At 72.5% G+C, this 22,769-nt stretch carries 19 protein-coding genes; 12 read left to right on the plus strand and 7 right to left on the minus strand.

The genetic code is table 11. The features are described 5' to 3' along the window. The first annotated feature begins 32 nt into the window (after positions 1 to 32). The 8 genes from dapE to FHU34_RS06070 all read left to right on the plus strand — a co-directional run bounded on the left by dapE (position 33) and on the right by FHU34_RS06070 (position 12,497). Positions 33 to 1,106 (plus strand): succinyl-diaminopimelate desuccinylase, encoded by a 1,074-nt coding sequence (dapE, locus tag FHU34_RS06035; RefSeq protein ID WP_145779065.1) that lies wholly within the window; start codon positions 33 to 35, stop codon positions 1,104 to 1,106. 364 nt (positions 1,107 to 1,470) lie between these two features. Continuing rightward, positions 1,471 to 2,334 (plus strand): LOG family protein, encoded by an 864-nt coding sequence (locus FHU34_RS06040; protein ID WP_145779066.1) that lies wholly within the window; start codon positions 1,471 to 1,473, stop codon positions 2,332 to 2,334. Further along, on the plus strand, positions 2,334 to 2,879 hold the full coding sequence (locus FHU34_RS06045) for an LOG family protein (RefSeq protein WP_145779067.1): 546 nt from the start codon (positions 2,334 to 2,336) through the stop codon (positions 2,877 to 2,879). The genes FHU34_RS06040 and FHU34_RS06045 overlap by 1 nt, the downstream gene beginning before the upstream one ends. A 169-nt stretch (positions 2,880 to 3,048) precedes the next feature. Next, complete coding sequence (locus FHU34_RS06050) at positions 3,049 to 6,630, plus strand: ATP-dependent helicase (RefSeq protein ID WP_145779068.1); 3,582 nt, start codon at positions 3,049 to 3,051, stop codon at positions 6,628 to 6,630. Further along, a complete protein-coding gene (locus FHU34_RS06055) occupies positions 6,630 to 10,046 on the plus strand; it encodes an ATP-dependent helicase (RefSeq protein ID WP_145779069.1) in 3,417 nt (1,138 codons plus the stop codon). The genes FHU34_RS06050 and FHU34_RS06055 overlap by 1 nt, the downstream gene beginning before the upstream one ends. A 226-nt stretch (positions 10,047 to 10,272) precedes the next feature. Next, the gene (gene cspE, locus FHU34_RS06060; protein WP_007464836.1) at positions 10,273 to 10,476 is read left to right on the plus strand and encodes a transcription antiterminator/RNA stability regulator CspE; all 204 of its coding nucleotides are present in this window, start codon (positions 10,273 to 10,275) and stop codon (positions 10,474 to 10,476) included. Between the two features lie 224 nt (positions 10,477 to 10,700). Continuing rightward, positions 10,701 to 12,017, plus strand: a complete 1,317-nt coding sequence (locus tag FHU34_RS06065; RefSeq protein ID WP_145779070.1) for a DEAD/DEAH box helicase — start codon at positions 10,701 to 10,703, stop codon at positions 12,015 to 12,017. A 279-nt stretch (positions 12,018 to 12,296) separates the two neighbouring features. Beyond that, entirely contained in the window at positions 12,297 to 12,497 is a 201-nt protein-coding gene (locus FHU34_RS06070) for a hypothetical protein (protein WP_145779071.1), read from the plus strand. Positions 12,498 to 12,604: 107 nt separating this feature from the next. Here FHU34_RS06070 and FHU34_RS06075 read toward each other — a convergent pair whose 3' ends face one another. From FHU34_RS06075 to FHU34_RS06090, 4 genes are read right to left on the minus strand one after another with little or no spacing between them, the layout of a single operon-like run. Further along, positions 12,605 to 13,036 carry an RrF2 family transcriptional regulator gene (locus FHU34_RS06075; protein ID WP_145779072.1) on the minus strand — a complete coding sequence of 144 codons (432 nt, stop codon included), beginning with the start codon at positions 13,034 to 13,036 and terminating at the stop codon, positions 12,605 to 12,607. A gap of 3 nt (positions 13,037 to 13,039) precedes the next feature. Then, on the minus strand, positions 13,040 to 13,924 hold the full coding sequence (locus tag FHU34_RS06080) for an ABC transporter permease (RefSeq protein ID WP_145779073.1): 885 nt from the start codon (positions 13,922 to 13,924) through the stop codon (positions 13,040 to 13,042). Further along, positions 13,914 to 14,693: an ABC transporter ATP-binding protein gene (locus tag FHU34_RS06085; protein WP_145779074.1), complete on the minus strand. Its 780-nt coding sequence runs from the start codon at positions 14,691 to 14,693 to the stop codon at positions 13,914 to 13,916. Before FHU34_RS06085 ends, FHU34_RS06080 begins: the two co-directional genes overlap by 11 nt. Next, on the minus strand, positions 14,690 to 15,757 hold the full coding sequence (locus FHU34_RS06090; protein ID WP_145779075.1) for an ABC transporter substrate-binding protein: 1,068 nt from the start codon (positions 15,755 to 15,757) through the stop codon (positions 14,690 to 14,692). The genes FHU34_RS06085 and FHU34_RS06090 overlap by 4 nt, the downstream gene beginning before the upstream one ends. A 147-nt stretch (positions 15,758 to 15,904) precedes the next feature. Here FHU34_RS06090 and FHU34_RS06095 point away from each other — a divergent pair, with 147 nt between their 5' ends. The 4 genes from FHU34_RS06095 to nudC are packed head-to-tail and all read left to right on the plus strand — an operon-like array spanning position 15,905 to position 20,699. After that, on the plus strand, positions 15,905 to 17,047 hold the full coding sequence (locus FHU34_RS06095; RefSeq protein WP_244311564.1) for an LLM class flavin-dependent oxidoreductase: 1,143 nt from the start codon (positions 15,905 to 15,907) through the stop codon (positions 17,045 to 17,047). A 10-nt stretch (positions 17,048 to 17,057) separates the two neighbouring features. After that, a complete protein-coding gene (locus FHU34_RS06100) occupies positions 17,058 to 18,365 on the plus strand; it encodes a M16 family metallopeptidase (RefSeq protein WP_145779076.1) in 1,308 nt (435 codons plus the stop codon). Next, complete coding sequence (locus FHU34_RS06105) at positions 18,362 to 19,702, plus strand: M16 family metallopeptidase (protein ID WP_145779077.1); 1,341 nt, start codon at positions 18,362 to 18,364, stop codon at positions 19,700 to 19,702. The genes FHU34_RS06100 and FHU34_RS06105 overlap by 4 nt, the downstream gene beginning before the upstream one ends. Before the next feature lie 37 nt (positions 19,703 to 19,739). Then, on the plus strand, positions 19,740 to 20,699 hold the full coding sequence (gene nudC / locus FHU34_RS06110; RefSeq protein WP_145779078.1) for an NAD(+) diphosphatase: 960 nt from the start codon (positions 19,740 to 19,742) through the stop codon (positions 20,697 to 20,699). Positions 20,700 to 20,827: 128 nt separating this feature from the next. Here the strand turns inward: nudC and FHU34_RS06115 are convergent, their stop codons facing one another. The 3 genes from FHU34_RS06115 to FHU34_RS06125 all read right to left on the minus strand — a co-directional run bounded on the left by FHU34_RS06115 (position 20,828) and on the right by FHU34_RS06125 (position 22,611). After that, positions 20,828 to 21,103 carry a hypothetical protein gene (locus FHU34_RS06115; protein WP_145779079.1) on the minus strand — a complete coding sequence of 92 codons (276 nt, stop codon included), beginning with the start codon at positions 21,101 to 21,103 and terminating at the stop codon, positions 20,828 to 20,830. A 213-nt stretch (positions 21,104 to 21,316) separates the two neighbouring features. Continuing rightward, positions 21,317 to 21,556: a DUF397 domain-containing protein gene (locus tag FHU34_RS06120; protein ID WP_145779080.1), complete on the minus strand. Its 240-nt coding sequence runs from the start codon at positions 21,554 to 21,556 to the stop codon at positions 21,317 to 21,319. A gap of 74 nt (positions 21,557 to 21,630) precedes the next feature. Continuing rightward, positions 21,631 to 22,611: a helix-turn-helix domain-containing protein gene (locus tag FHU34_RS06125; RefSeq protein ID WP_145779081.1), complete on the minus strand. Its 981-nt coding sequence runs from the start codon at positions 22,609 to 22,611 to the stop codon at positions 21,631 to 21,633. Positions 22,612 to 22,769 lie beyond the last annotated feature (158 nt).

Raw genomic sequence — 22,769 nt, forward strand, 5'->3', positions numbered from 1 at the left:
ACGCTGACAGACCTGAAGGTACCGTGCGAATCATGGAGAACCCGCTGACCCCCGAGGTCCTCGCCGATCCGGTACAGCTGACCCGCGCTCTGGTCGACATCGAGTCCGTGTCCCTCAACGAGAAGGCGATCGCCGACTGCGTCGAAGAGGTCCTGCGAGGCGTACCGCACCTGAGCACCCACCGGCACGGCAACACCGTGATGGCGCGCACCGACCTCGGTCGGTCGCAGCGCGTCGTGCTGGCCGGGCACCTGGACACCGTGCCGCTCAACAACAACTTCCCGTCGACCATGCGTGGCGACCTGATGTACGGCTGTGGCACCTCCGACATGAAGTCCGGCACCGCGTACGCGCTGCACCTCGCGGTGACGCTGCCCGACCCGCGCTACGACGTGACGTACTTCTTCTACGAGGCCGAGGAGATCGAGTCCCGGTACAACGGGCTGAACCTGGTCGCCCAGGCGTACCCGGAGTGGCTGGAGGCGGACTTCGCGGTGCTGCTGGAGCCGACGTACGGCATCGTCGAGGCGGGCTGCCAGGGCACCATGCGCTCGGTGGTCACCACTACCGGGGTGCGCGCCCACTCGGCGCGCTCCTGGCACGGGGTGAACGCCATCCACGCCGCTGGTGAGGTGCTGCGACGCCTTCAGACGTACGAGGCCCGTCGGGTCACGATCGACGGCTGCGACTACCGCGAGGGCATGAACGCGGTGCGGATCGGCGGTGGAGTGGCGGGCAACGTGGTCCCCGACCACTGTGAGATCGAGGTCAACTACCGGTTCGCCCCGGATCGCAGTCCCGCCGAGGCCGAGGCGCACCTGCGGGAGGTGTTCGCTGGCTTCGAGGTGGTGGTGACCGACATCGCGCCCGGCGCCGCTCCCGGGCTGGAGGCGGCTCCGGCGAAGGAGTTCCTGGCGGCGGTGGGCGCTGCGCCGATCGGCAAGCTGGGCTGGACGGACGTGGCCCGGTTCGCGGCCATGGGCATCCCCGCGCTGAACTTCGGCCCCGGTGACCCGAACCTCGCCCACCACCCTGACGAGCACGTCGAGATCAGCAAGATCCGTGACGGCGCGGCGACCCTGCACCGCTGGCTGGCCCCGGCCTGACCGGTCGCGGGGCTCTCGGCCCCGGTGATCAAGAGGTTTGCGTCAGCCTGGCCCGTTGTCGGCGACGCAAACCTCTTGATCGGATCCGGTTGGTGCGGGGGAGGCGGGGGAGAGGTTCAGGTCCCGGGTGCGGCGGCGTTCGGCCACGACGTCTCGGATTCGTCGCTGCATCTGGCGACGGATGCGGACCATCTCGCTGTTACTGATCACGCTGTCTCCTCCCCCGAAGGCGCGCGCCGGGGCATACCCGGTATGTGAATAGTAAGACGTACGGGAGAGCCGAATAGTTGCCCTTGATCGCGAACTATTTCTCGGCGTCCCCGCCCCGCGCACCCGGCGGGTGCTGCTCCACTACGGTTGCTCCATGAGCCAGAGCAACGGGCGGGAGGCCGGTCGCGGTCCCGGGCAGGAGCGACACCGGGGAGCGGTCACACTGCGCAGAGGTGCGATCCCGAGCAGCACGGCCGACCAGCGGTTGCTGGATTCGCGGGGCCGGGGCGACTGGAAGACCAAGGACGCCTGGCGCGCGCTGCGCATCCTCTCCGAGTTCGTCGAGGGCTTCGACACCCTCGCCGACCTGCCGCCGGCCGTCAGCGTCTTCGGCTCCGCGCGCAGCGGACCGGACAGCGCCGAGTGTCAGCTGGCCGAGCAGTTGGGCGGCGCGCTCGCCCGGGCCGGCTACGCGGTGATCACCGGGGGTGGGCCCGGTGTGATGGAGGCCGCCAACCGTGGTGCCAGCGAGGCGGGCGGGCTCTCCGTCGGGCTCGGCATCGAGCTCCCGTTCGAGCAGGGCATCAACGAGTGGGTCGACCTGGCCATCGACTTCCGCTACTTCTTCGCCCGCAAGACCATGTTCGTCAAGTACGCCCAGGCGTTCGTCGTGCTGCCCGGCGGTTTCGGCACCATGGACGAGCTGTTCGAGGCGCTCACCCTGGTGCAGACCGGCAAGGTCACCCGGTTCCCGGTGGTGCTGATGGGAGTCGCGTACTGGCAAGGGCTGCTGGACTGGCTGCGCGACACGATGGCCGCCGACGGCAAGATCGGCCCGGTCGACCTGGAGCTGATCTGTCTCACCGACGACGTCAACGCGGCGGTCCGGCACATCGTCGAGGCCGAGGCCGCACTGTCCGCCGAGCAGGAGGCGGTCCGCGACGAGGTCGTCGCCCGTACCGGCGCTGACCAGCAGGCCGCAGCCGTTCAGGCCGCCGAGCAGCCGCGGGACAACTGATGGCGGCGATCTGCGTCTTCTGCGCCTCGTCCCGCACCCTGGACCAACGCTGGTTGGACCTGGCCACCGAGACCGGCGCCGAGCTGGCCCGGCGTGGGCACACGCTGGTCAGCGGCGGAGGCTGCGTCGGCATGATGGGAGCGCTGGCGGACGGCGCGCGGTCCGCCGGTGGGCGCACCCTCGGGGTGATCCCCCAGTCGCTCGTCGATCTGGAGGTCGCCGACCTGGCCTCGGACGAACTGCTGGTCACCGACTCGATGGCCAGCCGCAAGACCCTGATGATCGAGAAGTCGGACGCCTTCCTCACCCTGCCCGGCGGGCTGGGCACCCTGGACGAGCTGTTCGAGGTCTGGACCACCGCGACCCTCGCCCTGCACGCCAAGCCCATGGTGCTGATCGACACCGACGGGTTCTTCCGCCCCCTGCTGGACTGGCTCGACAGCCTGGCCGAGCAGAACTTCCTGAAGACCGCAGGCCGCGACCTCCTCACGGTGGCCACCACCGTCCCGGAAGCCCTGGACGCGCTGGAGTCCCGCCTGACCTGATCCCCGTCCCCCGTCCCCTCCGCTCCCTCCGGTTGATCATGAAGTTAGCGGTGCCGCTGTCGGCGTGTCGCGCCGCTAACTTCATGATCGACGGAGCTGGATGGGGTGGGGTGGGGCCTGGATGGGGTGGGGGCGGGTGGGTGTCGTACGGGTTTGATGGGATGAGCTGATGCAGGCGTACCGGTTGGTGCGGCGGTCTGGTGGGCCGGCGCGGGAGGACGACGGCGTGCCTGGCGGCAGCGCCGACGGCACCGTGCTCACCGACCAGAGCGCCCCGGCCGCTGGTGGCGTCGTCGGCAGCGGGCTGGCCGACCGGGACGGCGGGGCGTCTGGCCGACGGGTCGACCCCGTGCAGGCCGAGGTGGTCGGGCACACCGACGGCCCGATGCTCGTGCTCGGCGGCCCGGGCACCGGCAAGACCAGCACCCTGGTCGAGGCGGTCGCCGCCCGGGTGGCCGAGGGGGTCGATCCGGAACGGATCCTGGTGCTGACCTTCGGCCGTCGAGGAGCCACCGCGCTGCGGCAGCGCATCGAGGCCCGGATCGCGCAGGACGGCCACCGGGTGTTGCGCGAGCCGCTGGTGCGCACCTTCCCGGCGTACGCCTTCGGGTTGCTCCGCCGGGCCGCCGCCGAGCGGGGTGAGCCCTCGCCCCGGCTGCTCACCGGCCCCGAACAGGATCTGATCATCCGCGAGCTGCTGGACGTGGTGGGCGAGGAGCCCGAGGACGACCCCGTCGGCTGGCCGACCGACCTGCGCCCCGCCCTGCGTACCCGGGCGTTCGCCGGTCAACTACGCGACCTGCTCATGCGCGCCGCCGAGCGGGGCGTGGGCCCGGTCGACCTGGCCCGGCTGGGCGAGAAGCTCGGCCGCGACGACTGGCCGGCTGCCGCCCGCTTCCTCCGGGAGTACGTCAGCGTGCTCGCGCTGCGCGACGTCAGCAACCGGGGCTCCATCGCGTACGACCCGGCCGAGCTGGTCCGGGCGGCCACCGGGCTGCTGCGCGACGACGAGGAGTTGCTGGCCGCCGAACGCCGCCGCCTCGCCCACGTCTACCTCGACGAGCTGGCCGACACCGACCCCGCCCAGATGGAGCTGCTCTCGGTCATCGCCGCCGGAGGCACGTCACTCGTCGCGTTCGCCGACCCGGACTCCTCCACGTACGCCTTCCGGGGTGCCGACCCGGCCGGGGTGGCCACGTTCCCGCACCGCTTCCGCACCGCGTCCGGGGCGCCGGCCGCACAGGTGCTGCTGTCCACGTCGTACCGGGCCGGGCCGGATCTGCTCGCGGCTGTCGCTCGGCTGGGCCGTCGGCTGCGCGGTCCGGCGGCGCACCGTCGGCTGCACCCGCTGCCGGACGCGCCGCCCGGGACGGTCGAGGTCCACACGTTCCGCTCCGCGACCAGCGAGGCTTCGTGGCTGGCCCACGCACTGCGCTCGGCCCATCTGCTCGACGGCGTGCCCTGGTCGCGGATGGCGGTGCTGGTGCGGTCCACCGCGTTGCAGTTGCCCACCCTGCGACGGGCGTTGCACGCGGCCGGCGTACCCACAGTGGTGCACGGCGAGGACCTGCCCCTGCACCTGCAACCGGCGGTCGCGCCGTTGCTCCTCCTGCTGCGTTGCGCGCTGGAACCGGACCGTCTGGACGAGGAGGCGGCGGTCGCGCTGCTGCACTCGCCTCTGGGCGGCGCCGACCCACTGGCCGAGCGGCGGCTGCGGCAGGGCCTCCGCGCGCTCGCGCTGGCCGGCGGTGACCGACGCCCGTCCGGGGAGCTGATCGTGGAGGCGCTGCGCGATCCCGCGGAGCTGGCCGACATCGACCGGCACTGGGCCGAGCCGGCGCAGGCGGTGGCCGGGCTGCTGGCCTGCGCGCGGGACGCCGCCGCCCGACCCGGGTCGACCGCCGAGGACGTGCTCTGGGCGGTCTGGCACGCCAGCAACCTCGCCGAGCGCTGGGCGGGCGCGATCATCCAGGGCCGGCCGGCGGCCGGTGAGGGTGACCTGGCCCGGCGGCGGCGGGCCGAGGCGGCCGACCGCGACCTGGACGCCGTGCTGGTGCTCTTCGACGCGGCGGCCCGGTTCACCGACCGACTGCCCGGTGCGCGCACCGAGGTCTTCCTCGACCACGTGCTCGCCCAGGACCTGCCGGCCGACACCATCGCGCCGACCGCCGACCGGGGCGCGGCGGTACGCCTGCTCACCGCGCACGCCGCGAAGGGCCTGGAGTGGGACCTGGTCGCGGTGGCCGGCGTACAGGAGGGCATCTGGCCGGACCTTCGACTGCGCGGCAGCCTGCTCGGTTCCGAGCGGCTGGTCGACGTGTTGGCCGGTCGGTCCGTCGACGGGGCGACCGCGGCGAACGTGGTGGGTCAGACCTCCGCGTTGCTGGACGAGGAGCGCCGGCTCTTCCACGTCGCCATCAGCCGGGCCCGGCACCGGTTGCTGGTCAGCGCCGTCGCATCGGCCGCCGTCGGCGGTGACGACCACGAGGAACAGCCGAGCCGGTTCCTGCACGAGCTGGTCCCCAGCACGCCGCCCCGACCGCCGGACGGCGCCGGACCGGCCGACCCGACCGCACCGCCCGGCCCGCGCAACGGTCCGCAGCGCGGAGGCGCTGCCGGCGGTGTGCCCAGCGGTACGCCCTCCGACGACCGCAGGCCCCTCGCCGACGGCGGGACCGGCAGTGGGACCGGCGGCGACGTGAATGACGGCGACGCGGAGGCGGACCGTCCCGGGGCGCTGCCGGTGACCCGTCCACCCCGGGCGCTCACCCTGCCGGCGCTTGTCGCGGAGCTGCGTACCGCCATCACCGACCCGGCCGCTCCGGCGGGCCGGCGGCGCGCCGCGGCGGCCGAGCTGGCGCGGCTCGCCGCCGCCGGGGTGCCCGGCGCCCACCCCGACGACTGGTGGGGGTTGCGCGCGCTCTCCGACGACCGGCCGCTGGTCGACGAGGGTAAGCCGGTACGGGTCACCCCGTCGGCGATGGAGAGCGCACTGCGGTGCAGCCTGCGGTGGTTGCTGGAACGGCACGGCGGTAGCGGCCCGACCAGCACGGCGCAGGGCGTGGGCAACCTGGTCCACGCCGCCGCGATGCTCGCCGAGGACGCCAGCGCCGACCGGGGAGCTCTGCTCGACTACGTGGCCGCCCGGTTCGACGCGATCGAGTTGGCCGCCCGGTGGATGGCCGGGCCGGAGCGCGAGCGCGCCGAGGCGATGGTCGACAAGCTGCTGCGCTGGTTGGCCACCAACCCGCGGCGGCTGCTCGCCATCGAGCACGAGTTCGCCGTCCGCCTGGACGATCCGAACCGGCCCGTGGATCTGGCCGGGCGGGTCGACCGGTTGGAAGTCGACGAGGCCGGGCGGCTCGTGGTGATCGACCTGAAGACCGGCAAGTCCACCGCCGTCACCGGTGCCGAGCTGGCCGAACATCCGCAGCTCGGCGCGTACCAGGCGGCGGTGGAGGCGGGAGCGTTCGCCGAGTTCGGGGACGAGTCGGGGGGCGCCGCGCTGGTGCAGCTCGGCACCTCCGCCAAGGACGCCCGGGAGCAGAACCAGCCGGCGGCCGGCGAAGGTCCGGCGGCCGGCTGGGCGACGGCGCTGGTCCGGCGCACCGCCGATACGATGGCAGCCGCCACGTTCGCCGCGGTGGCCAACTCGAAGTGCCGGGTCTGCCCGGTGCGGACCAGCTGCCCGGTCTCCGGGCAGGGACGCCAGGTGGTCGAGCCGCCGACCGTCCGTCCCCCGGAGAACTGATGACCCAGCCCACCCTGTTCGGAGGGGGCCCCGCGCCGACGCCCCGGCGGGCGGACTCCGGCCCCCGGTACACGCCGACGGAGCTGGCCAAGCTGCTGCGGTTGCCGGCGCCCACCCGGGAGCAGGCCGCGATCATCGCCGCCCCGGTGGAGCCGCTGCTGGTGGTCGCGGGCGCCGGGTCGGGCAAGACCGAGACGATGGCCGCGCGGGTGGTCTGGTTGGTGGCCAACTCGTACGTGCGCCCGGAGCAGATCCTCGGGCTGACCTTCACCCGAAAGGCGGCCGGCGAGCTGGCCCACCGGGTCCGTGCCCGGCTCGATCAACTGATCCGCAGAGTCGGCCGGCAGGGGCGGGACCCACTGGACGACCCGCTCGCCGGTGAGCCGACCATCTCCACCTACCACTCGTACGCCGGACGGATCGTCACCGAGCACGGGCTGCGGGCCGGTTACGAGCCGTCCACGCGGCTGCTCACCGAGGCCTCCCGGTGGCAGTTGGTCGACCTGCTGGTGCGCAACTACGACGGTGACATGTCCGAGGTGGACCGGATGCCGAGCACCATCACCGACGCGGTGCTGGCGCTCGCCGGCGAGCTGGACGAGCACCTGGTCGCACCGGACCAGCTGGCGGCCTGGACGGGACGATTCTTTGCCGAGGTGCAGTCCCGGCCGGGCCGCGTGTACGCCGACGTGCGCAAGGCGCTCACCCTGCAACAGACCCGGCTGCGCCTGCTGCCGCTGGTGCGGGCGTACGCCCGGCGCAAGGAGGACTTCGAGGCGATGGACTTCGCCGACCAGCTCGCCCGTGCGGCACGGGTGGCCCGGGACCACCCGGCGGTCGGCCAGATCGAGCGGGATCGTTTCCGGGTGGTGTTGCTCGACGAGTACCAGGACACCAGCCACGCCCAGGTGGTGCTGCTCAACGCGCTGTTCGGCGGCGGCCACCCGGTGACCGCCGTGGGCGACCCGTGTCAGTCCATCTACGGCTGGCGGGGGGCCAGCGCCGGCACCCTGGACCGGTTCCCCGCCGAGTTCGCCCGCGTCGACGGTCGGCCCGCACCGGCGCTCGGCCTTACCACCAGCTGGCGTAACCGCCCGGAGATCCTGCGGGTGGCGAACGCGCTGTCCACCCCACTGCGCGCGGCCGGCGCCCAGGTGCCGGAGCTGCGCTCGGCGTTGACCGTCCGGGAGCCGATCCCGCACCGCAGCCCCGGTGGTGCGGCCGGGGGCACTGTGCACTGCGCGATGCTGTCGACGTACGCCGACGAGGCGGACTGGATCGCGGACAGCGTGCTCGCCGCCTGGCGCGGTGCGGCCCGGATGCCGGGCGCGGCTCCCGAGCACATCCCGGTGGCGCAGCGTCCGACGACGGCCGTGCTGGTCCGGGTACGCAGCCAGATCCCGGCGATCGAGTCGGCGTTGCGCGAGCGCGGCCTTCCGGTGGAGGTGGTCGGCCTGGGCGGCCTGCTGGACACTCCCGAGGTCCGTGACGTGGTCTGCACGCTGCGGGTGCTGGCCGATCCGACCGACGGTGCCGCGCTGTTGCGGTTGCTCACCGGCGCCCGTTGGCGGATCGGGCCACGGGACCTGGTGGCGCTGCACCGGCGGGCTCGGGCCATCGCCCACTCCCGTCGGCAGGTCGCCGCCGACGACGCCTCGGACATCAGCCCGGACCTCCTGGACGAGGCGACCCTGGTGGAGGCACTGGCCGATCTCGGCCCGGCGCAGGCGTACTCGGCGGAGGGGTTCGCTCGGTTGCGCGCGTACGGGCTGGAGCTGGCCCTGCTGCGCTACCGACTGGACCAGGCCCTGCCGGATCTGATCGCGGACATCGAGCGGACCATCGGCCTGGACGTGGAGGTCGCGGTGCGGGCCGGCCGCGACGGCGCTGGCGACGCGGGTCTGGCCCGGGGGCACCTGGACGCGTTGGGGGACGTGGCGGCCCGCTTCAGTGGGGAGACGCCGGGCGCGACGCTCTCCGGCTTCCTGTCGTACCTGGCCGCTGCCGAGGACGAGGAGCGCGGCCTGGCACCGGGCGAGGTCGAGGTGGTGGAGGGCGCGGTGCAGGTGGTCACCGCACACGCCGCCAAGGGCCTGGAGTGGGACGTGGTGGCGGTGGCCGGGCTGAGCCGAGGGCTGTGGCCGGGTCCGGTCCGCAACTCCGACCACTGGCTGGGCGGGCTGGGCGTGCTGCCGTTCCCGCTGCGCGGTGACGCGGACGGGTTGCCCGAGCTGGCGCTCGACGAGGCGGCCGACCAGCGGGCTATCGCTCGGGCGGTGACCGACTTCACCGACGCGTGGCGGGCCCACGACGAGCGGGAGGAGCGCCGGCTGACGTACGTGGCGGTCACCCGGCCGCGCCGGCTGCTGCTCTGCTCCGGCTACTGGTGGGGGGAGGGCATCAAGCGACCGCGAGGTCCGTCGGTCTTCCTCCGCGAGGTGTACGACGCGTGCCTCGACGGCGGGCCGGGGCACCTGATCGACGTGTGGGCGCCGGAGCCGACTCCGGATGCGACGAACCCCACGGCCGAGGTGGTGCTCCGCGCGGAGTGGCCCGCCGACCCGCTGGGTGGCCGCCGGCCGGCGCTGGCGGAGGCGGCTGGGCTGGTGCGCCGCCTGATGACCGACGGCCCGAGCGCGGTGGTGGTCGGACCGGTCGGGGCGGTGCCCGCCGGGCCACTGGCGTCGGTCGAGCAGGGAACGGAGCCGGAGCCGGACCCGGAGGTGGCGCGCTGGCAGCGCGAGGCGGATCTGCTGCTGGCCGAACGGGCCGAGCTGACCAGGCTCTCCGGTGCGGTCGAGGTGGCACTGCCCGGGCAGTTGAGCGTCACCCAGCTGGTGGCGTTGCGGCGTGACCCGGCGGCGCTGGCCCGTACGCTGCGTCGTCCGGTTCCGACCGAACCCAACCCGTACGCGCGTCGAGGCACCGCCTTCCACGCCTGGTTGGAGCAGCGCTTCGGCGCTGACCGCCTGCTGGACCTGGACGAGTTGCCGGGTGCGGCCGACGCGGACGCCGCGCCCGACGAGGCACTGGTCGAGCTCCAGGAGCGGTTCCTGGCCAGCGAGTGGGCCGACCGGTCGCCGGTGGAGGTGGAGGTGCCGTTCGCCACAGTGATCGCCGGGGTCGTGGTGCGGGGGCGGATGGACGCGGTCTTCGCCCGGCCGGGTGGGCGGTTCGACGTGGTGGATTGGAAGACCGGCGCGCAGCCGACCGGGCCGGCGGCGGACGTGGCCGCCGTGCAGTTGGCCGTGTACCGGTTGGCCTGGGCGGAGTTGGCCGGTGTGCCGGTCGACCGGGTGGGCGCCGCGTTCCACTACGTCCGGCACGGGGTGACCGTCCGGCCTGCCGATCTGCTGGACGTGGCGGGGCTCACGGCCATGATCACGCAGTTGCCCGAAGATTCCGCCCAACATTGACCATGGCGGGGAAATCCGTGGTAGGTTGACCGGGTTGCAGTTTTGGTTACCAGAGACTCTGTGTGCGCCTGGCGGGATTGTGGCCCCAGGCGCTCTTTGTTGTGTCCGGAGTTCTCCGGGCGGGGCGACCAGAAGCGACAGGCGATTCGCGCATCCCCGCGCGGAGCGCTCCTCTTCGGGCACGCAACAAGTGCGGGTCCGACGTTCCGTCAAGGAGACGAAACACATGGCTATTGGCACCGTGAAGTGGTTCAACGCTGACAAGGGCTTCGGCTTCATCACCCCGGACGGCGGCGGCGCTGACGTCTTCGCCCACTTCTCGGCGATCCAGTCCTCCGGCTACCGGAGCCTGGACGAGAACCAGCGGGTCGAGTTCGAGGTGACCCAGGGCCAGAAGGGCCCGCAGGCGGAGAACATCCGCCCGCTCTGATCTTCGGATCGGTCAGCATTACCTGTCGCGCCCTCCGGGTGTGACGGTGACGGGACCGGCCCGCCTCGCCGCCGCCTGCCAACGCAGGCGGCGGCCCGGTGGCGGGCCGGCCCGTACTCCAATCGGTTCGTGCTTGTGAGTCCTGGCTGCCTTCCTGCCGCCGGTGACAGCGCCGACTTTCGGCGCCCTCCCTCGACACGTGCCGCGTCGAGGAAGGCTTCCGCATGACCACAGTTATTCCTTCTTTCGCACATACCGGCCTGGCTCCGGCGTTGCTCACCGCGTTGACCGCGCAGGGCATCACCGAGCCGTTCCCGATCCAGTCGGCGACGCTGCCCGACTCGCTCGCCGGCCGGGACGTGCTGGGCCGGGGTCGTACCGGCTCCGGCAAGACCCTCGCCTTCGGGCTCCCGCTGCTGTCCCGCACCGCCGGCCGTAAGGCCCGTCCGGGCCGCCCGCTCGCCCTGGTGCTGGTGCCGACCCGCGAACTGGCCCAGCAGGTCACCACCGCACTCGCCCCGTACGCGCGTGCCGTCGGCCTGCGTTGCGCCACCGTCGTCGGCGGGCTGTCGTTGCAGCGGCAGGCGGACGCCCTGCGTGCTGGCGCCGAGGTGGTAGTCGCCACCCCCGGCCGCCTGCACGACCTGATCAACCGCGGTGACGCCCGGCTCGACCAGGTCGAGATCACCGTGCTGGACGAGGCAGACCAGATGGCCGACATGGGCTTCCTGCCGCAGGTCACCAAACTGTTGGAGCAGGTCGCGCCGCAGGGGCAGCGGATGCTCTTCTCGGCCACCCTGGACGGTGGCGTCGACCGGCTGGTCCGTCGCTTCCTGAGCAACCCGGTCACCCACTCGGTCGACCCGGGCACCGCCACCGTCACCGCGATGACCCACCACGTGCTGCACGTCGACGCGCTGGACAAGCCCGACGCGTTGACCCGGATCGCCGCCCGCGAGGGCCGCACCATCCTGTTCATGGGCACCAAGCACCGCGCCGACCGCCTGGCACGCCAGTTGCTGTCCAAGGGGGTACGCGCGGCCGCGCTGCACGGCGGCAAGTCGCAGCCGCAGCGCACCCGGATCCTGGAGCAGTTCCGCAACGGCCAGGTGACCGCACTGGTCGCCACCGACGTGGCGGCCCGGGGCATCCACGTGGACGGCTTGGACATGGTGGTCAACGTGGACCCGCCGACCGAGGCGAAGGACTACCTGCACCGGGGCGGTCGTACCGCCCGGGCCGGCGAGTCCGGCACGGTCGTCACCCTGGTCCTGCCCGAGCAGCGCCGAGACGTGTCCCGGTTGATGGCCACCGCCGGTATCCGGCCCGAGTCGGTCCAGGTGCGCGCCGACGGCGAGGCGTTGGCCCGGGTGACCGGTGCCCGCGAGCCGTCCGGCGTACCGGTGACCATCGTCGCCCCGCCGCCGGCGCAGACCGCCCGGGCCCGCACCTCGGGCGGCTCCACCGCCGACGGTGGCGCCCGCCCGGCGCACCGGGCGTCGGGCCGGTCCCGCCGCCCGCGCCGTCCCCGTACCGTCTGATCTCCTGCGCCTCGACCGACCCGCCCCGCTTCCGCGGGGCGGGTCGGTTCCGTTTGTGGGGACGGGCCGGCGGTCGACGCGCGGCGCTCTGGTCCCGGTCCGTCGCGGCCCGGTCAGTGGGGACGATGCGGTGGCCGATCGGCCGCGCTGTCCGACCGCTCGTCTGAGTCGGTAATCAGCCTCGCCTTGGTCGGCTGGCCGACTGTGTCCCGGCTGAGGGTGGTCGAGGCTGACCACCGGGGGATGTCGGGCGGGGGGCCCGGCACGGGAGGGGTGACCATGGCGGGCGAAGCCGGCTCGGGTGCACTGCGGGAACTGATCCTGGTGGTCGCGGTCGCGCTCGCCGGGCTGCTGCTCGCCATGGTTGCGGCCTTCGCGCCCTGGCATGCCACTTCGGCGGGTAACGCTCCCGCGGGTCTGGTGGAGCTGCGCGGTCCCGGTGACCAGGGCTCCGGCCCCGCTGTCGCACGCGTGGGTTGAGCAGCGACCGGCCGACCGGCGCCGGCGGAGGGGCAGGCCCGGTCAGGATCGGTACGAGGTGTGGTCGGGTCGGCGGGGCACCGACCCGACCACACCGCCTCCCTGGCTCACGAGGTCGTGGGAGCGTGGGTGAGCAGGTCGGCCAGGCTGGTGCTGTCGACCACAGTGGCGATCGCGCCGTGCACCGCCAACCAGACGTCGGTCAGGCCGGCGGCCACCCCGTGGTAGCCGGCGCGCTCGGCCGGCAGGCCGCGCACCGTGGTGAGCGAGCCGCCGACCGCCCGTAACACGTCCCCGACCGTGATCTCGTCCGGCGGACGGGTCAACGCGTACCCGCCGTCGGCGCCGCGATGGCTGTGCAGCAGACCGGCCCGGCGCAGGTCGAGCAGGATGCCCTGGAGGAAGCTGAGCGGGATGTCCTGCGCCTCGGCCAGGCTGGCGGCCTTCACCAGCTCACCGCTCTCGCCGTCGCCGCCACCACTGGCGGCGACGGCGAGCATCGCCCGGAGCGCGTAGTCGCTGCGCGCGGAGACGTACACGGGTCAGTTGCCCGCCTGGTCGAGCACGCCCCAGCGCCGCCGGATCGCCTTGTCGGCCGCGCCGAAGGCGGCGTCCACGCCGAGGCCGAGCACCAGGATGACGATCATCGTGGAGAGCAGCCAGGGTGCGTCGGACAGCTCTCTGGAGTAGGTCAGCTGTGCGCCGAGCGAGGTCTGCGAGATGCCGACCACGATCAGTTCACCGGCCATCAGACTGCGCCAGGAGAACGCCCACCCCTGCTTGAGCCCGGCGACGATCGCTGGCAGGGCGGCCGGCGCGATGACGTACCGGTAGAGGTTGAGCCCCCGGGCGCCCAGGTTGCGGCCGGCGCGCAGCAGCAGCGGCGGCACGTAGTCCACACCGGAGATGACCCCGTTGGCGATGGACGGCGCGGCGCCGAGCACCACCACGAAGAAGATCGCCTTCTCGCTCAGCTCGAACAGCAGGATGGCCAGCGGGAACCAGGCGATCGACGGCATGGTCTGCAAGGCGGTGATCATCGAGCCGATGGCGGCGCGGAGCACCTTCGACCGGGCCACCGCCAGACCCAGCAGCAGGCCGACCGCGACCGAGAAGACGTAGCCGACGGCAGCCCGCCGCAGGGTGGTGAGCAGGCCCTCCCAGAGCTGCGGGCCCTGGGCCTGGGCGGCCAGCTCACGGCCGACCTCCAGCGGCCCGGGCAGGGAGTACGGCGGCTTCCAGCCCGACCAGACCACCACCTGCCAGGCCGCGATGGCGATGGCCAGCGCCGCCAACTTCGGCCATGTGGCCGCCCAGATCCGGGCACCCCGGGTGACCTCCGCGTCCCGCCCGGCGATCTCCAGCGCGTCCAGGCCGGAGATCTGCGCGTCGGTACGCGCGGCGCTGGTCAGCGTGTCATTGGCCATGGCGGCCCACCTCCGTACGGAGCCGCTCGGTGACCTCGGCGGCGATGGCGGCGACCTCGGGGGAGTCGATCCGTCGGGGGCGCGGGATGTCCACCTCGGTGGAGTAGATGATCCGCCCGGGGCGGCTGGAGAGCAGGATGATCCGGTCGGCCAGTCGGGCGGCCTCGCGGACGTTGTGCGTCACGAAGAGCACCGAGAGTTTGCGTTCGGACCAGATGCGTTCCAGCTCGTCGTGCAGGATGTCCCGGGTCATCGCGTCCAACGCGCCGAACGGCTCGTCCATCAGCAGCACCGGGGTGTCCAGGGCCAACGTGCGGGCCAGCGCGACACGTTGCCGCATTCCGCCGGAGAGCTCGTGGGGGCGCTTGCGGCCGAAGTCGGCCAGGTGCACCGTACGCAGCAGCTCGGCGACCCGCTCGCGCCGCTCGGCTCGGGGCAGCCGGCGCAGCTTCAGCGGCACCTCCACGTTGCCGTCGACGGTCAGCCAGGGAAACAGCGCCGGCTCCTGGAACATCAGCCCCGGGTTGGTGTCGCCGTCGAGCGTGATCTGCCCGCCACTGGGCCGGTCCAGTCCGGCGACCAGGTTCAGCAGGGTGCTCTTGCCGCAGCCGGAGGCACCGACCAGGCAGACGAACTCGCCGGGCGCGACGTCCAGCGACACACCGTCGAGGGCTAGGACGGCGTTCGCCCCGCGCCCGTACACCTTGGTCACGCCGGAGAGCGCGACCGCTGTGGTCGCGCTCTGCGGCGTCGTCGTGGTCGACGTCATGGCTGGACGACCTCGGGCTTGCCGGCGGCCTTGAGCGCGTTGTTCAGGTACTTCAGGTCGTACAGGCCGTCGAGGTCGACCGGTTCGGTCAGCTTGACGTCGACGGCGTGGTCGAGGCCGGCCTTGAGCGAGGTCGCGATCGGGTCGTTGGTGAACTCCAACGTCGGCCACGCCTGCTTGATGAGCTTCAGGTCCAGCGGCTTTCCGGTGATCTTCCCGATCGCGTCGGAGATGGCCTGCTGGGCCTCCTCGGGCTTGCTGTTGACGAACTCGTTCGCGGCGACCTGGCCGTCGACCAGCTTCTGCACGACGTCCGGGTGCGCCTTGAGGAACTTGGTGCTGACCAGCAGGTTGGTGATGACGAACTTCTTGTCCGGCCACAGGTCGCGCTCGTCGACGAGCACCTTGCCGCCGGCGTTGACCAGGCGGGAGACGAACGGCTCGGGCACCCAGGCGCCGTCGATCGCGCCGCTGTTGAACGTCTCGACCGTCTGGGCGTTCTCCTGCGGCACGATCTTGACGTCGCCGCCACCCTCCTTCGTGGTGGTCAGCCCCTGTTGCTTGAGCCAGTAGCGGATCGCCACGTCCTGGGTGTTGCCCAGCTGCGGGGTGGCGATCTTCTTGCCCTTCAGGTCCTGTACGCCGCTGATGGCGGGTTTCACCACCAGGGCCACGCCGCCGGAGGCCGCGCCGGAGACGACCCGGACGGCCTCACCCTTGGACTTGGAGAAGGCGTTCACCGTCGGGTTCGGACCGATGTAGGTGGCGTCCAGCGCGCCGGAGAAGACGGCCTCGATGGCGGCCGGCCCGGCGTTGAAGGTCTTCGGGTCCAGCTTGACGTTCGCGCCGAGCTTCTCGGCGAAGATGCCCTTCTCCACGCCGACGACCGCCGGCGCGTGGGTGATGTTGGGGAAGTAGCCGAGGCGCAGCGTCACCGGGCCGGAGCTTCCGCTCGCGCCCTTGCTGTCGTCGTCGCCGCACGCGGCGGTGCTGCCCAGGGTCGCCGCGCCGACCACGGCGAGGGTGGCCAGAGTGACCATCCGGCGCAGGGGGGACCGTCTCATCGTCCGTCCAATCCGCAGTATTCCTACTTAGTTGGTAGGAAGACTGGGCCAGGCTGCGGTCAGCGTCAAGACCCATCCACATGGCGAGATTTCGCGTCTCAGTTATGTCGGTATTTCCTACCAGGTTGCTAGGGTGTCCGGCACTCGGTGATCGACCAGAGAGGCAACTCCGCGATGACCTTCCACTGGTTCCTGCCCACCTCCGGCGACGGCGATCAGGTTGGCGCCGCCACCGTCACCGCTGGCGCCGCCCGCCACGACCGGGCCGCCACAGTGGCCTACCTGGCCGAGGTCGGCCGGGCCGCCGAGACGCACGGATTCACCGCCGTGCTCACGCCCGTCGGCGCCGGCTGCCCCGACCCGTGGATCGTCTGCGCGGCGGTCGCCCAGCACACCGAGCGGCTCGGCATGCTGGTCGCCGTCCGCGCCGGCTTCGCGCTGCCCACCCTGATCGCCCAGCAGGCCGAGGCGTTCCAGGCCGTCTCCGGAGGCCGGCTGTCGCTCAACATCGTGACCGGCGGCGACCCGGCCGAGCAGCGGGCGTACGGCGACTTCCTCGGACACGACGACCGCTACGCCCGCACCGGCGAGTTCATCGAGGTGCTCCGCCGCGCCTGGGCCGGCCGGCCCTTCGACTACGCCGGAAGCCACTACCGTGTCGACGGCGGTGGCCTGGCCACCCCGCTCGCCGAGACGCCCCCGGTCTACTTCGGTGGCGCGTCCCCGGCGGCCGAGACGGTGGCCGCCCGACAGGCCGACGTGTACCTGATGTGGGGCGAGCCGCCGGCCGCCATCGCGGCCCGGACCGCCCGGATCAGGGCGCTCGCCGCCGAACACGGCCGGACCCTGCGCACCGGCCTGCGGCTGCACGTCATCGCCCGGCCCACCAGCGCCGACGCGTGGGCCGAGGCCGACCGGCTGCTGGCCGGGATGAGCCCGGAGCGGATCGCCGCGGCCCAGGCCCGGTTCCGCCGGATGGACTCGGTGGGCCAGGCCCGGATGGCCGCGCTCAACGCCGGCCGTACCGACGGGCTCACCGTCGCACCCAACCTCTGGGCCGGCGTCGGCCTGGTCCGCGAGGGCGCCGGCACCGCGCTGGTCGGCAGCTACGCCGAGGTGGCGGCCCGGATCGACGAGTACGCGTCGCTCGGCGTCGACGAGTTCGTCCTCTCCGGCTGGCCGCACCGCGAGGAGGCCGAGCGGGTCGGCGCCGAGGTCCTGCCTCTGGTCACCGCCCCGGTCGCGGCGGCTCCGGGTAGGTCGCAGGTGGTGGGCGTGCCGACGCGCTAGGGTCGATCCCGTGGCGCGGAGATCCAGAATTCCAGCGACGAAATATCCGGTCGAGCGGTTCACCCTCGACAACGGCCTGCGGGTGGTGCTCACCCCTGATCGCAGTGCCCCGGTGATCGGGGTGGCGGTGGTCTACGACGTCGGCATCCGCTCCGAGCCGGAGGGCCGCACCGGCTTCGCCCACCTCTTCGAGCACCTGATGTTCCAGGGCTCGGAGAACCTGGAGAAGCTGGCCCACTTCCGGCACGTGCAGGGAGCGGGCGGCACCTTCAACGGGTCCACCCACCTGGACTACACCGACTACTTCGAGACGCTGCCGAGCAACGCGCTGGAACGCGCGCTGTTCCTGGAGGCCGACCGGATGCGTGGCCCCCGGCTGACCGAGGAGAACCTGCGCAACCAGGTCGACGTGGTCAAGGAGGAGATCCGGGTCAACGTCCTCAACCGGCCGTACGGCGGCTTCCCCTGGCTGACCCTCCCGCCGGTCATGTTCGACACGTTCCCGAACGCGCATGACGGCTACGGCTCCTTCGACGACCTGGAGTCGGCGACCGTCGCCGACGCCGCGGACTTCTTCCGCCGCTACTACGCCAGCGGCAACGCCGTCCTGGCCGTCAGCGGTGACATCGACGTGGCCGAGGCGACCGAGCTGGTCACCCGGCACTTCGGGGACGTACCGGCCCGGCTGGCGCCGAAACGACCCGACTTCACCGAGCCCGACCTGACCGCGGAGCGGCGCACCTCGTACACCGATGCCCTCGCCCCGCTGCCGGCGGTGGCCGGCGCCTGGCGTGTGCCCGACCCGATCAGCGACTTCGCCGGCTACCTGCCGTACGTGGTGCTGGCCGAGGTGCTCACCGACGGCGACGCCTCGCGGCTGGTCGAACGACTCGTGCAGCGCGACCGCACGGTGACCAGCCTCGGCGGATACCTCGGCTTCATGGGCGACCCGTTCGACGTCCGTGACCCCACCGCCCTGCTGTTGCAGGCGCACCTGCCGCCCGGAGGCGACGTGGACAAGGTGCTGCGCACCATCGACGAGGAACTGGACCGGCTGGCCACCGACGGGCTGACCGACGGTGAGCTGGACCGCACCCAGGCCCGCATGGCGACGCACCTGTTGCGCGACACCGACGCGGTGCTCGGCCGCGCGCTGCGGATGGCCGTGCTGGAACAGCAGCGCGGCGAACCGGGCCTGCTCAACGAGTTGCCAAGGTTGGTCGGCGAGGTCACCGAGGAGCAGGTCCGGGCCGCCGCGGCCACCCTGCGGCCGGAGCGTCGGGCCGCGATCGAGGTCATCGCCGGGGGTGCCCGATGACCGGGACTGTCGCTGCCGCGCCGCGCACGTTGCCCCCGCTGGGGCCGACCCGCAAGCTCAAGGTGCCCAAGCAGGCCGAGCGCACGCTGCGCAACGGCCTCACCGTGATCGCCGTACGCCGGCCCGCCGTGCCCCTGGTCGAGCTGCGGCTCTGGGTGCCGTTCGGCCGGGTCCACCTGGCCCGGGGCGCGATGCTCTCGCAGACGATGCTCTCCGGCACCGAGTCGATGACGAGCGTGCAGCTCGCCGCCGAGTTGCAGAAGGTGGGCGGCGGGCTCTCCGCGGGCGTCGACCCGGACCGGCTGATGCTCTCCGGCGCCGGGCTGGTCACCGGCCTGGACCGGATGCTGGAGCTGCTGGCCGACGTGCTGACCAGCGCCAACTACCCGAGCGACGAGGTCGCCACCGAACGGGACCGACTTGTCGACCGGATCCAGGTGGCGCAGAGCCAGCCGGCGCACCTGGCCCGGGAGGCGCTGCTGAAGCGGGTCTACGGCCGGCACCCGTACGCGACGCAGACCCCGGAACCGGGGCAGATCCGAGCCGTCCGACCGGCGGCGCTGCGCACCCTGCACGAGGAGCGGGTCCATCCGGCCGGCGCGCAGTTGGTGCTGGTCGGCGACGTGCAGCCGGAGAAGGCGCTGGACGCGGCCGAGCGGGCGCTCGGCGGCTGGGCCGGCGCCGGGCGGATCGCCGAGCTGCCGGCCACCCCACCGTTGGAGCCGGGGCCTCTGCTGCTGGTCGACCGGCCCGGCTCGGTGCAGTCCTCACTGCGGATCGCGCTCCCGGCGGTGCCCCGCACCGACCCCGACCACGCCGCGCTGCAACTGGCCAACCTGATCTTCGGCGGCTACTTCTCCTCCCGCTGGGTGGAGAACATTCGCGAGGACAAGGGATACACGTACGGCCCGCACTCGGGCATCGAGCACTCTGTCGCGGGGTCGGTGCTGGTCGCCTCCGCCGAGGTGGCCACCGAGGTCACCGGCCCGGCCCTGCTGGAGACGACGTACGAGTTGGGTCGGCTGGCGTCACTGCCGCCAAAGCCCGAGGAGTTGGAGCAGGCCCGTCAGTACGCCCTGGGCACCCTTCAGCTCGGCATGTCCACCCAGGCCGGTCTGGCGGCGCTGACCAGCGCGTACGCGGGCAACGGGCTGCGCCTGGACTTCCTCGCCGAGTACGCGGCGAGGTTGGCGAAGGCGAGCATCGACGATGTCGCGCGGGTGGGTGCCCGGTACCTGGCACCGGCTCGGGCGGCGGTCGTGGTGCTCGGTGACGCGGAGCGGGTGACCCCGGCGCTGGCCGCGCTGACCACGGTCCACACCGAGCCGGCAGCGTGAGCGAGCGCGCGACCGGGCCCGGCAGCGGAGCGCTGGCGTGAGCGGGGAGGCGGCGCCGCCGTTGGCGCGGTCCACCTTGGATCGGGCGGCGCACCGGCGGGGTGACAGGCAGTGGCTGACCGAGGCGTGGCTGCGCGCGCGGGTGTTGCTGCTCGACTCGACCGACGACGGTCGGACGTTGGCCCGCACCGACGCGTCGCCCCCGGCGCTGGTGTTGTTCGGTGCGGCCGACGTGCCGGCCGGGTCCGAGTCGACGGCGATGTTCCTCGGTGTCGAGCCGGACGGGGTGCCGGTCTTCGCTGTCGACGCGCCGCTGCCGGCGATACCGGGGACCCGGCCGGTCAACCTGCGCGAGGTGGGTCACCTGCTGGCCGACCGCGAGGCGGGCATCTTCACCACTGCGTTAGCGCTGCTCAACTGGCACACCCGGCACGGCTACTCGACGAGCACCGGGGCACCGACCGCGATGGACGAGGCCGGTTGGTCGCGGGTGGACCGCAACGGTGGGCGGATCTGGCCGCGTACCGACCCGGCGATGATCGTCCTGGTGCACGACGGCGTGACCGGCCCGGACGGGCGATGTCTGCTCGGCAACAACGCCAGCTGGCCGGGCACTCCCGGCGGCCGGCGCTACTCCTGCCTGGCCGGTTATGTCGAGCCGGGCGAGTCGGCGGAGGCCGCCGTCCTGCGCGAGGTCCGCGAGGAGGTGGGCATCGGGGTCGAGCGCATCGGGTACGTGGGCAGCCAGGCATGGCCGTTCCCGGGCTCGCTGATGCTGGGTTTCCTGGCCACCGCCAACCCGGATGATCCGGTGCAGGTCGACCCGTCCGAGATCGCGTACGCCAGGTGGTTCTCGCGTCGCCAGATCGGGGCGGCGCTGGCCGGGGAGACGGTGGACGTGGGCGACGGAGCGCAGTTGATCCTGCCGCCACCGTCGTCGATCGCGTTGTTCCTCATCCACCGCTGGCTTGACGGTTGGGTGGACGCCGACAGGTGAGGCGCGGTCCCGACCCGTGGCCGCCGTTGCCGCGGCGGTCACGGGCCGGGAACACGTGCCGTCGTGGTCGGTGGGTGCGAGAAACGCGGCGGGGGAGCCGGTCCGACCACGACGGACGTCTTGTCGAATCAGGTGCCGGTGGGCCCCGGTCTGTGTCGGAAGGCGGCTCGGGGTTCGGCCAGCGGCAGAACCTTGACCCGTTGCTTGCCGGCGCGGACCGCGCCGACCGTGGCGAGGGCCCGGGCCAGCAGGAGCGCGGCGTCCCGGTCCTCGGCGTGCACGATCTGCCGTCGCGGCTCGGGTGTGGTCGTCTCGTCGCGAAGCCGGTGGCCGTCCGCCCAGGCGGCGGCGATGTCCCCGTCGGCGACGGCGCGGATGTCGGTGCGAACGATCAGGAACCGCATGAGGGTCTCCGGATGAACCGCGACGAATGAGCTTGTGTGGAAGTTCCACGTACCCGAGGGCCATGTTACGCCCCGTGTTCGTCCCAGCAACTGAAACGCGCCTATCAGTTCCGAGCGTCGTCCGATCGGCGGATGCTGCTCAGCGGGGTCGGTGGGCCGGTACGACGACGGGGCCGCCGGCAGCACGCCGACGGCCCCGTACCAGTCACCGGATCAGTTCAGGTCGAACTGTCCCTTCTTTGCACCGCTGATGAAACCGAGCCATCCCGCACGGTTGAACAGCAGCACCGGACCGCCTCGGTCCTTGCTGTCCCGCAGGGCGACGGCCGACGGGCCGGTGCCGAGCGGGGCGACCTCCACGCAGTTGGAGGTCTGGCTGCGCGTGCTGGTACGCCACGGGGCATCCGCCAACGAGCGAGCGGAGACGGACGGCGTGTTGTGGATGTCGTTCATGGTTCTGCTCCTGATGTGAAGCGATCCGATGGGACGAGTGGTGCCGCACGTCCCGACGGAGGGTCCCCCGTGGATCACCGGTCCGTCAGCCGCCCCGAATCCCGGCGGCGTTGGGTCGGCGCCGTTGCCGGCCCGAACGCCACTGTGGATGGGGGCACCGCCTCGGTCAGCCGTCCCGTCGCCTCGATCAGCCAGGAGAGGGTGTCCGAGGCGTTTAGTGCCGCCGTGCATAGCCACTCGAACACCACTTTATAGCGATTTAGCGTGATTGCCTCGGTCGACATGACATCAGTGAAGCCACCTTCGATCGCGAGCGTCTCCGGATCGAGGGGATCGGCGAACCGGTAGACCGAGAACGCGGTCGGCGGAATGAACCAGTTGCCGATCTGGGTGTCCCGCAGCAGCACGTGCAGCGTGACGTTGGGCAGCAGGGCCAACTCGCAGAGCTGGAGCAACTGCTCGTGCAGCACCTCGGGTGGCCCGGCGCGGCGGCCGAGAGCCGCCTCCTCCAGCACGGCTGTGTAACGGGGCGCGTACGGCTCACGGGTCAGCAGCGACTGGCGGGCCAGCCGCGCCTGCACCTCGGTCTCCGGCTCGTCGTCGGGCTCCGGCTCGCCCGCACCCTCGCCCACCTGCCGGGCCGAGACGATCCGGACCTGCGCATAGCCCGGGGTCTGCAGCAGACCGGGCACCAGCGTCGGGTTGTACTCGGAGATCTCCGCGCAGCCCGCCTCCAACTCGGCCCAGCTGCGCTGCTGCTGCGTCATCACCGGGAAGTTCTTCAGCCATCCGCGCATGTCGCCGGCCTCGCTGGTGATGCCGAGCAACTCGTCGTGCACCGCCTGGTCGGCGCCGTAGAGATCAAGCAGGTCGCCGACGTCCTGCGGGTCCGGTCGGCTGCGGCCATTCTCCAGTCGCGACAATTTGGACGCGGAGGCCCAACCGATACGCTCGATTACCTGGTCACCGGTGAGGCCTGCGGCTTCCCGCAGGCGACGCAACTCGACGCCCAACCGGCGACGACGCAGGATCGGGCTGGGTGCGGCAGGAGGCACAGTGTCCTCTTTCCCGTCGACCGCCGCAGACGCGACGGTAACTGTATGAAATTCGCCCCCCACGGTCAGTATGGACGGCGCGGCCGACGTCGGAGGTTCCCGGCGGGGGCGTGTCTTACAAAAATCGGACCACGGGAATGCCAGACGACGACGGACCC

The sequence above is a fragment of the Micromonospora taraxaci genome, from assembly GCF_007830095.1.
Classification (GTDB): Bacteria; Actinomycetota; Actinomycetes; order Mycobacteriales; family Micromonosporaceae; genus Micromonospora; species Micromonospora taraxaci.

Excerpts from the sequence above, each read along its gene's own strand:
- FHU34_RS06120 (WP_145779080.1), bottom strand. The coding sequence starts at position 21,556 with ATGAACGACATCCACAACACGCCGTCCGTCTCCGCTCGCTCGTTGGCG.
- FHU34_RS06055 (WP_145779069.1), top strand. The coding sequence starts at position 6,630 with ATGACCCAGCCCACCCTGTTCGGAGGGGGCCCCGCGCCGACGCCCCGG.
- FHU34_RS06040 (WP_145779066.1), top strand. The coding sequence starts at position 1,471 with ATGAGCCAGAGCAACGGGCGGGAGGCCGGTCGCGGTCCCGGGCAGGAG.
- FHU34_RS06090 (WP_145779075.1), bottom strand. The coding sequence starts at position 15,757 with ATGAGACGGTCCCCCCTGCGCCGGATGGTCACTCTGGCCACCCTCGCC.
- cspE (WP_007464836.1), top strand. The coding sequence starts at position 10,273 with ATGGCTATTGGCACCGTGAAGTGGTTCAACGCTGACAAGGGCTTCGGC.
- dapE (WP_145779065.1), top strand. The coding sequence starts at position 33 with ATGGAGAACCCGCTGACCCCCGAGGTCCTCGCCGATCCGGTACAGCTG.
- FHU34_RS06070 (WP_145779071.1), top strand. The coding sequence starts at position 12,297 with ATGGCGGGCGAAGCCGGCTCGGGTGCACTGCGGGAACTGATCCTGGTG.
- FHU34_RS06050 (WP_145779068.1), top strand. The coding sequence starts at position 3,049 with ATGCAGGCGTACCGGTTGGTGCGGCGGTCTGGTGGGCCGGCGCGGGAG.
- FHU34_RS06115 (WP_145779079.1), bottom strand. The coding sequence starts at position 21,103 with ATGCGGTTCCTGATCGTTCGCACCGACATCCGCGCCGTCGCCGACGGG.
- FHU34_RS06085 (WP_145779074.1), bottom strand. The coding sequence starts at position 14,693 with ATGACGTCGACCACGACGACGCCGCAGAGCGCGACCACAGCGGTCGCG.
- FHU34_RS06045 (WP_145779067.1), top strand. The coding sequence starts at position 2,334 with ATGGCGGCGATCTGCGTCTTCTGCGCCTCGTCCCGCACCCTGGACCAA.
- FHU34_RS06080 (WP_145779073.1), bottom strand. The coding sequence starts at position 13,924 with ATGGCCAATGACACGCTGACCAGCGCCGCGCGTACCGACGCGCAGATC.
- FHU34_RS06105 (WP_145779077.1), top strand. The coding sequence starts at position 18,362 with ATGACCGGGACTGTCGCTGCCGCGCCGCGCACGTTGCCCCCGCTGGGG.
- FHU34_RS06065 (WP_145779070.1), top strand. The coding sequence starts at position 10,701 with ATGACCACAGTTATTCCTTCTTTCGCACATACCGGCCTGGCTCCGGCG.